Raw genomic sequence first — 14,314 nt, 5'->3', positions numbered from 1 at the left:
GTCGATTCGGTGAGGTGACCAATGGATGCCATCGCACGCTGGCGTACCTCCAGTCGCAGCAACGGGCAGGGTGGGATGTGCGTTGAGGTAGGCGGTGGACCCGGCATCGTCGGGGTTCGGGACTCGAAGGACCGGGATGGGGCCGTGTTGGTGTTCTCCCGGCGGCGGTGGGGGGCGTTCGTCTCCGGGTTACGGGAGCACCGCTTTTCTTGAGCCGTGGCGGCCGCTTCGGCCTGGTCGCGGGTCGTGAGTGTTTTGGAGTGTCATAGCGCTCCAAAACACTCACGAGGCCCAGCGGAACCTTGCGGTCACTCCGTGGCTATCGCCGCCAGGACGTTGGTTCTGGCCGCTCGGCGGGCCGGCCACATCGCCGCTAGGACCGCGCAGATCGCGATCGCCACCAGGGACACCGCGATCACCGCGGCCGGCATCGTGAAGTCCCACAGGCGTTGGCCGAACATCGCATGCTGCATCACCGCCCCCACCGGGACTCCCACCAGCACCCCGAGCAACGCGCCGAAGATCGACACCACCGTGCTCTCCACCCGGATCGTCCGGCGCACCAGCTGGCGCGTCGCGCCCACCGCGCGGAACACACCGATCTCGCGGGTGCGCTCCGCGACCGAGAGCATCAGCGTGTTGACGACGCCGAACAGCGCTATGACGATCGCGACGCCGAACATGGCGTACATCAGGGCGAAGGCGAACGCCTGCCGGTCGACACCCTCCTTGACCATCGATTCGCGGTCGCCGATGGTCACGTCCGGGCGGTCGCGGAAGGCGTCCTCGATGCTCTGCCGCGCGACGGCGGGATCGGGCCCGGAGACGTACAGCGTCGTGATCTGCTTTCGCAGCGATTCGGGCGCCCTGCCGACGTCCAGGTAGATGCTGGCGCCCAGTTCCGTCGCGTCGTAGACGCCCACCACCCGCTGCGTGACCGAGGTTTTGGCGTCCAGTTGCAGGGTGACCTCGTCGTTCATCCGCAGGCCCAGCATGTCGGCCTGGTTCTGCGAAACGACCACGCCGCGCGAGAGATCCGCGCTGCCCGCCGTCAGTTTCGGCGTGAGCACTGTGCCCAGGGCGGCGGGTTCGATCGCGGAGATCCGCCGCACCGTCTCGCCGCCCGGGTACGTGAGCTTGATGAGCACATCGCGGCTGCCCGCCACCTCGGTGACGCCCGGCAGGCCGGCGGCCTTGTGCAGCTCGGCCGGGGTGAGCGCGGATTCGCCGCCCGCGGCGGACTGCAGGACCGTCGCCCGATCCGGAACGTTCGCGCGGGTCGTCGAGGCGATCAGCTCCGAGAACGTCGAGCTGATCGTCGCGAACGAGCACACCAGCGCCAATCCGATGGTGATCGCCGTCGCCGTGCCCGCAGTGCGCCGCGGATCGCCCGCCACGTTGCGCAGCCCGAGCCGGACGGCGGGACCTGATCGCGCGAAGATCCGCGTGAGCGGGCGCAGCACCACCTCGGCGAGCAGCGGCGCGAGCACGATCACCCCAATCACCCCGACGACCGCGCCCACCAGCGCGACGATCCGCGCGGCGTTCGACGAGCTGGGATCCGCCGTGGCGGTGATCAGGCCTGCGGCGATGAAAAGGCAGCCGAAGCCCAAGAAGTTCCGGCTGCGCCTGACCCCTCGCGGCACGACCGCATCCAGGCGCAGCGCCGCGACGGGTGGCACGGCGGCCGCGCGCCGCGCGGAGCCGTTGGCGGCCAGCACCGTCACCAGCACGGCGACGGCGTAGCCGAGCAGGATGGCGAACGGGCTGACGGTGAACGTGACCTCGCCGTCCGGGCGCATCGCCGAGAGCAGCAGCGGGCCGATCGCCACCCCGGCCAGCGTGCCGATCGTTCCGCCTGCCACTCCGAGCGCGGCGGCTTCGACGACGATTCCAGTCCTGACCTGCCGCTTCCGGGCGCCGACGGCCCGCAGCAGCGCGAACTGGCGGGTCCGCTGGGTCACCAGCACCGCGAAGGTGTTGGCGATGACGAACATGCCGACCAGCAGCACGACCGCCGCGAACGGCAGCATCGTCATCCGGAGGTCCTGCACGTCTTCGGTCGACTCCTCGGCGAGGGCATCGGCCAGGGTGCGGCCGGTCGTCACGTGGTGGTCGTCGGGGACCAGTCCGCGCGCGCCGTCCGCGATCGCCCCGGGATCCGCGCCGGTCAGCTCGACCCGGTGGAAGTGGTCGCCAAGCAGGCTTGCCGCGGTCGCCGAGTCGTAGGCCACGACCGGCACCGCATCCGAAGGACCGTTGAAGTCCATTGTGGACTCCGGGCCGAGTTGGCGGTAGCCGAACAGCGCGGTCACCGTCGCGTCGTCGACCTTCCCGTCGGACAACAGGATTCGCGCCGAATCGCCCACGGCGAGCCCGGCGGTCCGCGCATCCGACGTGTTCAGCGCGACCTGCCCCGGCCCGGTGGGCGGGCGGCCCGCCACCAGCTCGAAGCGCTCGTCGCTGCTCCAGTTCGTGCCAGCCCGGTCCAGAACCGTGCCGGTCTGGACGAGCTTGCCGTCCCGGCCGACGATCCCCGCCCGGCCGACGATCACGCCCTCGGCGCGCGCCACCCCGGGCACCGCGGCCAGCCGGTCCCGGTCCGCGGGCGCGAGCATCGGTTCCTTGCCCGGGCTTTGCACGGAAACGCCGACGTCGTGGCGGATTTCGCGGGCGGCGAGGGTGGCGGCGATGGAATCGCTGACCACCCAGCTCCCGACCGTCGCGGCCACGCCGAGCGCAATGGCGAACAGCGTCATCGCCAGCCGGGCCCGGTGCGCGAGCAGGTCGCGCAGCATGGTCCTCAGCATCAGGCCGCGGTCCTCTCCATCGACTTCATGCGCTCCAGCACGCTGTCGGACGTCGGCGCGGAGATCTCGTCCACGAGCCGACCGTCCTTGAGGAACAGCACGCGGTCGGCGTGCGCGGCGACGCTCGGCTCATGGGTCACCAGCACGACGGCCTGGCCGAGTTCGTCGACGCTGCGGCGCAGGAACCCGAGCAGCTCTGCGGCGGCGACGGAATCCAGGGCGCCGGTCGGCTCGTCAGCGAAGACCACCTCGGGCCGGGTGACCAGGGCCCGCGCGCAGGCCACCCGCTGCTGCTGGCCGCCGGAGAGCTGGCTGGGCCGGTGGTGCAGACGATCCTGCAGGTCCACCGCCTCGACGACCTTCCGCAGCACGTCCCGGTCGGGCTTGCGGCCGGCGAGGTCGAACGGCAGCGTGATGTTCTCCAGCGCGGTGAGCGCGGGCAGCAGGTTGTAGGCCTGGAACACGAAGCCCACGCGGTCCCGGCGGAGCCTGGTCAACGCGTCATCGCGCAGGCCGGTGAGTTCGGTGTCGCCGATCCACACCTGGCCCTCGTCGGGCTCGTCCAGGCCCGCGATGCAGTGCAGCAGGGTCGATTTGCCGGAGCCGGACGGCCCCATGATCGCGGTGAGCTCCCCGTGCCGGAACGCCACGTCGATGCCCGCGAGCGCGGTCACCCGGGAGTCGCCCGAGCCGTAGCGCTTGGCCAGGCCCGACGCCCGGACGGCTGGTTTCGATGTCATGGTCCGGAATCGTGCGCGCCAGGAACGTGCCCGCACGTCACCGAAAAGGCCACGAGCGGCGCTAACTTTAGTTACGCCGGGCCTGAACTTCGGTGGGACGCCGGAGCGCGGTGGTCCGGCTACGGTCGTGGTGTGGCGAAGCGCATGCAGGTCGTGCTGCTGGCGGCGGTGGTCGCGGCGGGAACGTTCGTGCCGGTCAGCGGCGGCCCGATCCCGTACCAGCTGGCGGTTTCCGGCGCGCCGCCGATCTTCGGCATCCTGCTGTCCGCCTTGCTGGCGCTCGCATCTCTGATCTGCGTTCTGCTGCCGCGCACGCCCTGGCCGGCGATCGTGGCCGGGCTGGTGGTCTGGCTGCTGATATCGGCTTGGGTGGCGCTGTGCGTCGGTTCCTACCTCGCCTCCCGCACGATCCCCGAACGGCGGCGGCTGATCGGGTACTTCGCGGTGGCGAGCGCGGCGGTGCTCCTGCCGACCGCCATCGGATTGGCTTTCGGCCGGGCGGGCTTGGCGTTGGGCGACATGCTGGCCGCGCTCGGCGGCGTCGGCTTGTTCGTCACGCTGCCGTTCGTGCTCGGTCTGTGGAACCGGGCTCGCCACGACGTGCTGGAAGGCCTTCGCGAGCGCAGCGCGCAGCTGGAGCGCGAGCAGGCCGCCCGCGCGGAGCAGGCGCGGATGCAGGAGCGGGCGCGGATCGCCCGGGACATGCACGACGTCGTCGCCCACCGGGTGTCGCTGATGGTGCTGCACGCGGGCGCGCTGGAGGTCAACGCCGCGGATCCGGGCACCGCCGCGACTGCGGAGCTCATCCGCACCACCGGCCGGGAAGCCTTGGCGCAGCTCAGGGATTCCATCGGCGTCCTCAAGAGCGCGACCGCGGACACCCGCCTCGGGCCGCAGCCGACGCTGGTGGATCTCGACGGTTTGCTCGACCGGTCCAGGGAAGCCGGAATCCCGGTGCTCCGGCACGACGAAGGAACGCCGCAGCGGTTGCCCATCCTGGTGGAGCAGGCCGCGTACCGCGTCGTGCAGGAGGCGCTCACCAACGTCCACAAGCACGCCGGAACGGCTCGCACCGATGTCGAACTGCGTTATCTGGACTCGGTTTTGGAGGTCGCGGTGATCAACGAAGCGCCACGGGAGCCAGTCGAGCCGCTGCCCGGCAGCGGCATGGGGCTCGTCGGACTGCGGGAACGCGTCGAACTGCTCGACGGCTCGTTCGCGGCCGAACCGCGCGCCGACGGCGGATTCGCGGTGTCCGCCCGATTCCCGCTGGAGGAGCGCGCGTGATCCGGGTCCTGGTGGTCGACGACGAGGCGCTGGTCCGGGCCGGGCTGCGGATGATCCTGGAACCGGCGGCGGACATCGAGGTGGTCGGCGAGGCCGGTGACGGCCGCGAGGCGATCACCGCGGTCGCGAAGCACCGGCCGGACGTGGTGCTGATGGACGTCCGGATGCCGGGCGTGGACGGGCTGACCGCGCTCCGGGAGCTGCGGCGTTCCCCGGACGCGCCCAGGGTGATCATGCTGACCACGTTCGACCTGGACGACTACGTGCACACCGCGCTGCGCAACGGCGCGGCGGGATTCCTGCTCAAGGACACGTCGCCGCGCGACCTGGCCAACGCCGTCCGGATCATCGCCGAAGGCAGCGCCATGCTCACCCCGAGCATCACCAAGCGGCTGATCGACACCTTCGCGGAGCTGGAATCGGCGGGGGCCGTGGAGGCGCGGCGCCGGCTGTCGGCGCTGACCGACCGGGAGGACGCCGTGGTGCGCGCGGTGGCCAAGGGCCTGTCGAACGCCGAGATCGGAGCCGAGCTGGCGATGAGCGAGGGCACGGTGAAGGTCCACGTCAGCCGCGCGCTGGCCAAGCTGAACCTGTCCAACCGGGTTCAGCTCGCCCTCCTGGTCCGCGACGCGGGCCGTTGAACGCTCCGTTCCGGCCGCAAAAAGCCCGTGTGTACTTTGTGCTGCTATCGCGACACAAAGTACACACGGGCCCTGAACTGCGGCGATGCGGCTATTCGGCGAGTTGGGCCTGCCACATCCAGTGCGACTTCTCCAGCTCGGCGGCGATGCCGATCAGCAGGTCCTGGGTGACGAGGTCGGTCTTGTCGGTCTCGTCGATGCGGGCCCGGAGCCGGCGGATCAGCTCCGCCAGCGTCGCCACGATCGCCGCGACCACATCGCGGTCGCTGCGCCAGTCCGACTCGAACTTCGGCACGCCGGAGCCCTCGGCGACGGTCGCGGCACGCCCGTCCGGCGAGATGCCGATGGCGGCGGCGCGCTCGGCGACGTCGTCGGCGAAGCCGCGCGCGGTGGTGACCAGTTCGTCCAGGTGGAGGTGGACGTCGTGGAACAACCGGCCGACGACGTTCCAGTGCGCCTGCTTCGCCACCAGGTGCAGGTCGATCAGGTCCAGCAGCGTGCCTTGCAGCACCTTGCCGGTGATCTCCCGGTCCTGGTCGGCCAGCGGGCTGGAGATCGGGTCCTTCTTAGCGGTCTTCTGGGCCATGAGCTGGGCTACCTCCTCGAACGCGAGCAGACCCCTCGAGGGTCCTGCCTCGGAGGTGCCCGCGCACTTCGGAGCGCCGTGCCCTGCGTGTCCGCGCGGCTTCAGGCGCGGTTGGCGAAGTCGACGACCTGGTGGCCGATGGTGCGCAGGACGTTCGCCACCTTCTCGTCGGCGCACTCGCCGCCGGCCTCGAAGTGCGTTTCGGCCGAGTTCACCGCGCCGCCCAGCGGCGTCGGCCAGCCGCGCAGGGCGTGCACCACCGAGCGGAGCGCCTGCAGCGTCGTGACCGTCGCCTGCCAGCCGTAGGCGATGCCGATGCAGCCCACCGCGCGGCCGTCCAGGTAGGGGCGTTCATCGCCGCGCAGGTCCTCGGCGTAGTCCAGGGCGTTCTTGACCAGCCCGGAGACCGTGCCGTGATAGCCCGGCGAGGCGAGGATGACGCCGTCCGCCGAGCGCAGGGCGTCCACCAGCTCCAGCGCGTTGTCGGTGCGCTCGGTCAGGTGCGGGTCGTAGAACGGCATCGCCAGGCTGCTGCCGGTGATCGCGTGAACCTTGGCCCCGGCTTCGCGCGCCCCGGCGAGCGCGGCGTGCAGCACCCGCTCGGATTGCGAGTCCGGCCGGACCGATCCGCCGATTCCCACCACGGTCACCGTCATGCATTTGATCCTTTCACCCGCCGCCCGCGTCTGTCCCCTCTCCCGCGGGACTGACCGCCACGCTAGAACTTCAAGCACGCTGTAGGTCAAAGCCACCCGACCGTGTCCCGGACCACAGCTACCTGCAGGTAACCTCAGCATCACTTGTCGCCTTCCGGGGAGGTCAACGCCGATGTCGAAGGTCCTCGAACTGGTGCAACCCAGGCTGGAGGCCGCGGTCATCCGCGGTGTTTTCGCGCTCCCCAAGCCCGCGCGACGGCTCCTCGCGGGGCGCGCGATTCGACTGGACGACCAGGAACTCGCGCTCGATGCTCAACTGCTGCTCAAGTTGCAGCGGCTGGCAGGCCAGGAGCAGCTGTCGGCGGCCACGCCCGAAGTCGCCCGCGAGGGGATGCGGCGCTCGACCAAGATCGTCCACGGCGCCCAGGTGCCCGGCGTGGTGGTGGCGGACCGCCGGATCCCGACCGCGGCGGGCGAGCTGGCGGCGCGGCTGTACCGGCCGCGCGAGCTCTCCGAACCGGGGCCGCTGCTGGTCTTCTTCCACGGCGGCGGCTGGGTCATCGGCGACCTGGACAGCCACGACGACCTGTGCCGGTTCCTCGCCAAGCACGCGGGCATCCGGATCCTGTCGGTCGACTACCGGCTCGCGCCGGAATTCCCGTTCCCGGCCGCCCTGGACGACTGCATCGACGCCTACCGGTTCGCCGTCGACAACGCCGCCGAGCTGGGCACCAGCCCCGATTCGGTCGCGGTCGGCGGGGACAGCGCGGGCGGCAACCTGGCCGCCGCGGTCGCCCTGCACGCCACCCGGTCCGGGCCGGCGAAGCCGGTGTTCCAGCTGCTGATCTACCCCGCCGTGGACGCCACCACGCGCCGACGCTCGCGCGAGCTGTTCAGCAACGGCTTCCTGCTCACCGACGGCGACATGGACTGGTTCATGGACCACTACCTGCCCGAGGAGGCCGCCCGCCACGACCCGCGGCTGTCGGTGCTGCTCGCCGAGGACCTCAGCGGGCTGCCGACGGCGCACGTCGTCACGGCGGGCTTCGACCCGCTGCGCGACGAGGGCGAGGAGTACGCGCGGCGGCTGGCGGAGGCCGGGGTGCCGGTGATCGCGCGCCGGTTCCCGGACCTGATCCACGGCTTCGTCAACCTCCGCCCGATCGGCGGCCGGTTCCAGGAGGCGCTGTTCGAGATCGTCGGCACCCTCCGCGCCGGGCTGGAACTCCAGAAGGCCTGATCCGCACGGGGCCGTGAGTGTTTTGGGCTGTCATAGCACCCCAAAACACTCACGAGTCTCCAGCGGCGGCCGATCAGGTTCTTATGCGGCTCATGCGGGAACAGCCGCTATCGCAGCGAAAAGTGCTCACGGTCCGCTCAGAGCGGAGGCGGGGGTAGTGGCGTCGCGGGGTCGGCCAGGTATGCCTTGGTTCGGGCGTGGGACCAGGCCGGGAGCCGCCCCGCGAGGTCGGCGAGGGTCACCGAGCCCAGCGAGCTCCGCCACGCCCGGTCCGCGTCGTACATCACCTGCGCCACCGTGCACGGCCCGGTGCAGCGCTCGGCCGGAATCGCGCAGGCGCCCCGCTGCCGGATCTCGGTGCACACGAACGACGGCGTCGCGCCCTCGATCGCTTCGACGACGTCCAGCACGGTGATCTGCTCCGGCCGGCGCGCCAGCCGGAAGCCACCGCGCGGGCCGGAGGTGGCGATCAGCACTCCCGCCTGCACCAACGACTTCAGGTGCTTGGCGAGGTAGGCCTCCGGCAGGTCGTAGAAGCCGGCCAGGGTCCGGCGCGAGGCCGGGGCGCCGGCCTCGGCGTTCACCAGCGCCAGGGCGCAGTGCAACGCCCATTCCACGCCCTGCGACAGCTTCATGCCCGGCACCCTACTTGGCCGACATCATCGATAACAGATATCCATGATATCTATCTTTGTGGCCAAGCAGCACCGACCTCGGGAGCCGGCATGTCCCTCGCCCATCCGCAGTCACCACCGGTCGACCCGCCAGGAAGGCGCGAGTGGTTCGTCCTGCTCGTGGCGTTGACCGGCACCTTCCTGGCGACGTTCGACCTGTTCGTGGTCAACATCGCCATCCCGGCGGTGCGCGCCGACCTGCGCGCGAGCGACGCCGCCGTGGAACTCGTCGTATCCGGCTACGCGTTCGCCTACGCCGCCGGGCTGGTGACCGGCGGGAGGCTCGGCGACCGGTTCGGCTACCGGCGGGTCTTCGTCCTCGGCATGGCGGCGTTCACCGTCGCCTCGCTGTTGTGCGGGCTGGCCGCCACCCCTGGCCAACTGGTCGCGGCGCGGCTGTTCCAGGGCTTGGCCGCCGCCGCGATGGTGCCGCAGGTGCTGTCGCTGATCACCGTGACCTTCGCGGCGGAGCACCGAGGCCGGGCGACCGCGTGGTTCGGCGCGACGAGCGGCCTCGGCGCGCTGGTCGGGCAGATCGGCGGCGGGCTGCTGTTGGCGGCATCCGGTCTCGGCTGGCGGACGATCTTCCTGGTCAACGTCCCGTTCGGGCTGGTCGCGACGGCCTTGGCGCTGCGCCGCCTACCGGCCGGCGGCGGACGACGAGCTCGGCTCGACCCGATCGGCGCGCTGGCCGTGTCGCTGACGCTGGCCCTGGTGCTGGTGCCGCTGGCGACCGGGCGCGACGCGGGGTGGCCGTGGTGGACCTGGGCGTGCCTGGCGGCCGCGGTGCCCATCGGATTCCTGACGATCCGCGGGCAGCGGACCCTGCTGCGGCGCGGCGGCGAACCGATCATCAACCCGGAGCTGCTCCGGAACCGCCGGTACCTGTTGCTGCTCACCGCGAGCGGCCTCTTCCAGCTGTACTTCGGCGCTTTCATGTTCACCCTGACCCTGCTGGTTCAGAACGGGCTCGGCAGCGAACCGGTGGGCGCGGCGCTGGTCTTCCTGCCGCAGGGCGTGCTGTTCACCGCCGCATCGATGCTGGCGGGCCGGTTCCGGCGCCCGGTGATGCCGATCGGCGGCGGCCTGGTGATCGCCGGGCTGCTGGTGCTCATCGGCCTGCTGGTCGGCACCGGCGGTGAGCTGCCGAGCTGGTGGCTCACCGTGCCGTTGGCACTTCTCGGGCTGGGCAACGGTTTCCTGCTGTCGCCGCTGATCGGCGCCGCGCTCGCGCACGTCCGGGCGGATCAGGCGGGCTCGGCGTCCGGCACCTTGACGACCGCGCAGCAGTTCGCGAACTCGCTTGGGGTGACGTTGATCGGCACGCTGTTCTTCGCCATCGCCGGAACCGACCTGGCCGGCGCGGACATCGCGATGACCACCGCCTGCGCGGTGTACCTGGCGCTGGTCGTTGCCGTGCTGGCACTCATCGGGTCCGCGCCCCGCAATCAGTAGGTCCCCTTGCCCTCAAAACACTCACGGCATTCGGCGGCGGTGACTCGCGTGGTCGCACAGCACAGCACAGCACAGCACAGCACAGGATCGGGATCGCACGGCGCGTTTCCGCAGTCGCGGGGCCGTCAGCGGCCGAGGAGTTCGCGGAGGCGGTTGAGGAGGTCTTCTCGGTTGGCGCAGCCGAGCCGTTGCTTTATGCGGCTCATGTGGTGCTCCACCGTCTTCGCCGAGATGAACAGGCGCTTGCCGACCTGCTTGTAGGTCAGTCCGGCGAGCACCAGCTCCGCGACCTCCTTCTCCCGCTCGCTGAGCAGGTCGGTGTCGCCGCCGCGCACCGCCCGTGGCCGCGGCGGTTTGCCCTGCAGGGCCCGAGCGCATTCCAGCAGCGCGAGCATCGCGCGCCGATCCGTCGTGCGGATCGCCGCCTGTCCGGCCAGCCGCGCGCCGTCCCAGGCCAGCCCGGCCGAGTGCAGGCCGCGCGCCGCCTGCTCCACCTCGTCCTGGTCCACCTGACCTGCGAGGATCCGCAGCCACACGCCGGCGGCTTCGGCCATCGCCGCGGCCAGCGGATTGTGGTGCGCCATGCCGTCCAGGTCCACCGCGAGCTGCCGCGCATCGTCGAGCTCTTCCAGCACGATCGCGGCCTGCAGGCGCTTCCAGGTGAGCATCGACGTCCACAGTGGAGGATTGCTGAGCCGTTCCAGCAGCGCCCGCGCCTCCGCCAGGTAGGGCGCGATCCAGTCCTGGTCGCGCAGCCGCGCCGCGGCGACCACGAGTTCGCCCAGCGGCAGCAGGGCGAACAGGTCCACCGAGTGCTCGGCGACGGCCTGCCTGGCCTGGCCGCGGGCGGCGGCGAGGGCGGCCATGTCGTTGTCCCGGCTCGCGATGCCCGCCTCGATCGCGGTGGCCAGCAGCCGGTCGCGCGCCGCCGGCCCGGTCGCGGCCTGGAGCCTCGCTCGGGCCGTCACCGTGTCGCCGCGCACGAGGGGCAACCATGCCGCCAGCAGCCGGTGCCGGTGGTTCAGCAGCGGGCCACCCGCGCCGGCGCCGATCGCCCTGTCCAGCGTGGACTGCGCGACGTCCAGCTCGCCGCAGTGCAACGCGACCAGGGCGGCGATCGCCGCCGGGCTGTCCGGAACCAGGACGCCGCGCCCCACCGGCTCCGAAAGCGATGCCGATCGCACCAATGTGGACAGTGCCGTCGCGGCCGAGCCGACCACCGATTCCCGCACTCCGGCGGCGAGTTGCGCGGCAGCACCGGTCATCGACGTCGGCGGCCCCGCGTCGTCGGAGGCGTTGAGCAGCTCGTCGGCCTCGCCCAGCCGACCGGCGCCGATCAGGCCCAGCGCGGCGAACGCCCGGTCGCCGGGCCAGCGCAGCCGCCCCACCGACCACCGGCACAGTTCCGCCGAACGCTCCAGCAGCCCGCGGTGCGCCAGGACACTCGCCGCGACCTGCACGCCGAGTTCCTTGTCCGGCACCGCGTCGTCGACGATCACCTGATCCGCCAGCCGCAGCGCCTCGTCGAGATCGCCGGCCACGGCGGCGGCGCGCGCCTGCCGCGCGGCCACCGACACCACCGGAATCCCGGCCGACACCGCCGCGGCGAACAGCGGCCGCGCCAAGCGCGGGGCATCCAGCAGGGCCTCGTCGCCGGCCTTCTCGAACGCCGCGGCCAGGGTCGCTTCCGGCAGCAACGCGATGTCGGCCCCGAGCAGCGGGCTGACCAGCGGCAACACCGAGCCGCCGCGGGCCAGCTGGGTCTCGACGAGGCGACGGGTCACCCGGAGCCGCCGCTCCCACGGCGTCAGCCGCAGCGCCGCCGCCCGGACGATCGGCAGCAGCACGTCGTCGGCGCCGACCAGCCCGCCGGCTCGCACCGCGAGCAGCGCGGAGCCGACCGCCGCCGGTTCGAGGTCGAGCAGCGCGGCGAGCAGATCGGGGTGCGGGGTCGCGCCGATCGCCATCGCCGTCACGCATTCCCAACCGGCTTCGCCGAGCTGGTCCAGGTCGTGCTGGAACTGGTCGAGCGCGCGCGCCGGCAGCTCCGCCGCGCCCGGCTCGGCCACCGCGAGCACCCGGCTCACGTAGCGCGGCACGCCGCCGGTCTGCGCCTGCAGCCAGCCGATCCACTCCGGCGCAACCGTTCCGGCCTGCGCCGCGATCTCGTCGCGCCCGAGCGCCGCGAGCAGCACCGGCGCGCCGAGCTCGCCGATCAGCTCCGCCAGGGCCGCGGGTCGCGGCCCCGGCCGGTACGCGACGAGCAACCGCGCGCCGGGGCGCCGGGCGACCTCGCGGAGCTCGTCGAGCACCGCCTCGTCCAGCCGGTGGGCATCGTCGACCAGCACCGCGCCTTCGGCGGCCCGGTCGAGGGCGTTCGCGCCGAACACCGGGATCCCGGCGTCGTGGTAGGTGCGGGCGAGCTGCTCCAGCAGTGCCGTCTTGCCGTATCCCCCGGCACCTTGTATTCCGGCGACGAGCGACGCGGCCGGATCGGCGGCGATCACCGACCGCAGCCCGGCCGCGTGTCCGTCCGGCAGCAGGGCGGGACGGGATGTCGTCGAGTGGTTCACGCCTGGAGTCCTTGTCATCCGGGTCACTGGCGCATGTGCTGGATCGCGCTGAGGACGCCGCCGAGCGGCGCGTTGTTGGGCAGGAAGTAGGTGAGCAGCAGCCCGCCGATGATCAGCACGGCTGCGACCGACAGTTTAATGATCTTGATCCGCCGCGCCCGGTCCTCGTCCGGCGGCTCCAGCGGCATCGGCTCCACCTCTACCGGCGGGCGCGGCGCGGCCACCGGTTCGGCGTCGTCGTCGAACGACTCCTCGGGGCCCTCGATGCGCATCAGCACGCTGGTCTCGGCCACCGAGCCCTCGTCGGTGTCGGTGGACAGCACCTGCACCGCCGCCAGCGCAGCCCCGCCGGCCGCGGCCAGCTCGGGCGCGACATCGACCTGCGGCGGCAGCTGCAACCGCTCGGCCACCAGCTGCTTCAGCAGCGGCGTGCGCGCGGTGCCGCCCGCCAGCACGACGGAATCGAGATCGTCCGGCGACAGCGTGGCCGACTGCACCGCCTGCAGGATCAGCTCGGGAACCCGCTCCAGGTGCGGCCGGGCGAGCTGCTCGTACCGCGAGCGGGACAACGCGAACTCCGTGCGCATACCAGGCAATTCCACTCGCAGCTGCACGCCCGGCTGGTGCGACAGCGCCTCCTTCGCCCGGACGCACTCCGCCCGCAGGTGCGCGAGGGCGGCCCGCTGGTTGAGATCGGCGAGGTCCAGCGCGTCCAGCCGCTCGCCGAACTCGGCGCGCACGGCGGCGAAGATCTCGTCGTCCAGGTCCTGGCCGCTGGGATGGTCGGCGTTCAGCGGCGACCCGACCACCTCGAACCCGCGCTCGCGCCGCCGCAACACCGTCGCGTCGAAGCTGCTGCCGCCGACGTTGGCGATCACGACCGGATCGTGCTCGGCGACCTGCTGCTTGGCCGCGTAGTCCAGAGCGACGGCCATCGGCTCGGCCACCATCGTCACGTCGGTCAGCCCGAGCTGGGCCAGTGCCTGGTGGACGAGCCGGGTGCGGTGCGGGCCCCAGGTGGCGCTGTGCGCGATGGCGATGTGCTCGGCGGGATGCCCCTGCCGGCTCGCGACCGCGTCGGCGACCCACTCGATCATGGTCGCGACCAGCCGCTGCGCCGGGATGAACTCGCTGCCCACCAGCAGCGGCAGGTCGTCGCCGAGCCGCCCGGTGAAGCCGCGGGCGACCCATTCGTGGTGGGTGATCTCCTGCCGTTGGGCGGCTTCACCGGCCACGAACGAGCCGTCCTGCACCTTGCACAGCACCGTCGGCACCACCGGACCGGCCGCCAGCGGCACCGGCACGGCCGCCGACCACCGGCCGCCGTTTCGGCGGGCGATGGCGGCCGTGGTCGCCGTCGCGCCTAGGTGAATGCCCAGGACGTAAGGCATGCAATCCCTTCGTGTTACCGAATCGGCCACCATCGGGCGATGCCCGCGTGGCGCCGGGTGGACACAATTTAGCGCGTACTCGGTTACTCACAGGTGTCGGATGCCCCAACCTACCCCCCAATGGGTCACCTACTGGATCCCCTAATAGAGGTTCAAATAACTAGGAGTCGTACCCGATGGCTAGGGGGCCCCGTCGCCCTAACGTGATCAACAGGAGTGAGGGACCGCACGACCTCACTCGGACACCCAGCCGAGTAACCG

The 14,314-nt window shown here is 71.7% G+C and carries 12 protein-coding genes; 5 read left to right on the top strand and 7 right to left on the bottom strand.

The genetic code is table 11. The annotated features are described in order from the left end of the window. Positions 1–21: 21 nt before the first annotated feature. The gene (locus tag AB0I53_RS40825) at positions 22–213 is read left to right on the top strand and encodes a DUF397 domain-containing protein (protein ID WP_358614414.1); all 192 of its coding nucleotides are present in this window, start codon (positions 22–24) and stop codon (positions 211–213) included. A gap of 95 nt (positions 214–308) precedes the next feature. Here the strand turns inward: AB0I53_RS40825 and AB0I53_RS40820 are convergent, their stop codons facing one another. Both AB0I53_RS40820 and AB0I53_RS40815 read right to left on the bottom strand, forming a co-directional pair. Further along, complete coding sequence (locus AB0I53_RS40820; protein ID WP_358614413.1) at positions 309–2,810, bottom strand: ABC transporter permease; 2,502 nt, start codon at positions 2,808–2,810, stop codon at positions 309–311. After that, on the bottom strand, positions 2,810–3,550 hold the full coding sequence (locus tag AB0I53_RS40815; RefSeq protein ID WP_358614412.1) for an ABC transporter ATP-binding protein: 741 nt from the start codon (positions 3,548–3,550) through the stop codon (positions 2,810–2,812). The genes AB0I53_RS40820 and AB0I53_RS40815 overlap by 1 nt, the downstream gene beginning before the upstream one ends. Positions 3,551–3,682: 132 nt before the next feature. Between AB0I53_RS40815 and AB0I53_RS40810 the strand changes: the two genes are divergently transcribed. Both AB0I53_RS40810 and AB0I53_RS40805 read left to right on the top strand, forming a co-directional pair. Continuing rightward, positions 3,683–4,837, top strand: coding sequence for a histidine kinase (locus AB0I53_RS40810; protein ID WP_358614411.1), 1,155 nt, complete (start codon positions 3,683–3,685; stop codon positions 4,835–4,837). Further along, positions 4,834–5,478, top strand: a complete 645-nt coding sequence (locus AB0I53_RS40805; protein ID WP_358614410.1) for a response regulator transcription factor — start codon at positions 4,834–4,836, stop codon at positions 5,476–5,478. Before AB0I53_RS40810 ends, AB0I53_RS40805 begins: the two co-directional genes overlap by 4 nt. 91 nt (positions 5,479–5,569) lie before the next feature. Here AB0I53_RS40805 and AB0I53_RS40800 read toward each other — a convergent pair whose 3' ends face one another. Together AB0I53_RS40800 and AB0I53_RS40795 are read right to left on the bottom strand one after the other, a co-directional pair. Further along, positions 5,570–6,064 (bottom strand): DNA starvation/stationary phase protection protein, encoded by a 495-nt coding sequence (locus AB0I53_RS40800; protein ID WP_358614409.1) that lies wholly within the window; start codon positions 6,062–6,064, stop codon positions 5,570–5,572. Between the two features lie 101 nt (positions 6,065–6,165). Next, the gene (locus tag AB0I53_RS40795) at positions 6,166–6,720 is read right to left on the bottom strand and encodes an NAD(P)H-dependent oxidoreductase (protein WP_358614408.1); all 555 of its coding nucleotides are present in this window, start codon (positions 6,718–6,720) and stop codon (positions 6,166–6,168) included. A 172-nt stretch (positions 6,721–6,892) separates the two neighbouring features. Here AB0I53_RS40795 and AB0I53_RS40790 point away from each other — a divergent pair, with 172 nt between their 5' ends. Then, a complete protein-coding gene (locus AB0I53_RS40790) occupies positions 6,893–7,960 on the top strand; it encodes an alpha/beta hydrolase (protein ID WP_358614407.1) in 1,068 nt (355 codons plus the stop codon). 137 nt (positions 7,961–8,097) lie between these two features. Here the strand turns inward: AB0I53_RS40790 and AB0I53_RS40785 are convergent, their stop codons facing one another. Further along, the gene (locus AB0I53_RS40785) at positions 8,098–8,595 is read right to left on the bottom strand and encodes an Rrf2 family transcriptional regulator (protein ID WP_358614406.1); all 498 of its coding nucleotides are present in this window, start codon (positions 8,593–8,595) and stop codon (positions 8,098–8,100) included. A gap of 90 nt (positions 8,596–8,685) precedes the next feature. On the opposite strand from AB0I53_RS40785, the gene AB0I53_RS40780 reads away from it, so the two are divergent. Further along, on the top strand, positions 8,686–10,089 hold the full coding sequence (locus AB0I53_RS40780; protein WP_358614405.1) for an MFS transporter: 1,404 nt from the start codon (positions 8,686–8,688) through the stop codon (positions 10,087–10,089). 125 nt (positions 10,090–10,214) lie between these two features. Here AB0I53_RS40780 and AB0I53_RS40775 read toward each other — a convergent pair whose 3' ends face one another. Together AB0I53_RS40775 and AB0I53_RS40770 are read right to left on the bottom strand one after the other, a co-directional pair. Next, complete coding sequence (locus AB0I53_RS40775) at positions 10,215–12,662, bottom strand: LuxR C-terminal-related transcriptional regulator (RefSeq protein WP_358614404.1); 2,448 nt, start codon at positions 12,660–12,662, stop codon at positions 10,215–10,217. A 23-nt stretch (positions 12,663–12,685) separates the two neighbouring features. Continuing rightward, positions 12,686–14,053 (bottom strand): Hsp70 family protein, encoded by a 1,368-nt coding sequence (locus AB0I53_RS40770; RefSeq protein WP_358614403.1) that lies wholly within the window; start codon positions 14,051–14,053, stop codon positions 12,686–12,688. Positions 14,054–14,314 lie beyond the last annotated feature (261 nt).

Origin of the sequence: Saccharopolyspora sp. NPDC050389, from assembly GCF_040655595.1 — a bacterium.
Classification (GTDB): Bacteria; Actinomycetota; Actinomycetes; order Mycobacteriales; family Pseudonocardiaceae; genus Saccharopolyspora.
This window is presented reverse-complemented; position numbering and strand designations above follow the sequence as displayed.

Bases quoted from the DNA above. Each gene is read 5' to 3' on its own strand.
- AB0I53_RS40825 (WP_358614414.1), top strand. From the start codon at position 22: ATGGATGCCATCGCACGCTGGCGTACCTCCAGTCGCAGCAACGGGCAG.
- AB0I53_RS40820 (WP_358614413.1), bottom strand. From the start codon at position 2,810: ATGCTGAGGACCATGCTGCGCGACCTGCTCGCGCACCGGGCCCGGCTG.
- AB0I53_RS40815 (WP_358614412.1), bottom strand. From the start codon at position 3,550: ATGACATCGAAACCAGCCGTCCGGGCGTCGGGCCTGGCCAAGCGCTAC.
- AB0I53_RS40800 (WP_358614409.1), bottom strand. From the start codon at position 6,064: ATGGCCCAGAAGACCGCTAAGAAGGACCCGATCTCCAGCCCGCTGGCC.
- AB0I53_RS40795 (WP_358614408.1), bottom strand. From the start codon at position 6,720: ATGACGGTGACCGTGGTGGGAATCGGCGGATCGGTCCGGCCGGACTCG.
- AB0I53_RS40790 (WP_358614407.1), top strand. From the start codon at position 6,893: ATGTCGAAGGTCCTCGAACTGGTGCAACCCAGGCTGGAGGCCGCGGTC.
- AB0I53_RS40785 (WP_358614406.1), bottom strand. From the start codon at position 8,595: ATGAAGCTGTCGCAGGGCGTGGAATGGGCGTTGCACTGCGCCCTGGCG.
- AB0I53_RS40780 (WP_358614405.1), top strand. From the start codon at position 8,686: ATGTCCCTCGCCCATCCGCAGTCACCACCGGTCGACCCGCCAGGAAGG.
- AB0I53_RS40770 (WP_358614403.1), bottom strand. From the start codon at position 14,053: ATGCCTTACGTCCTGGGCATTCACCTAGGCGCGACGGCGACCACGGCC.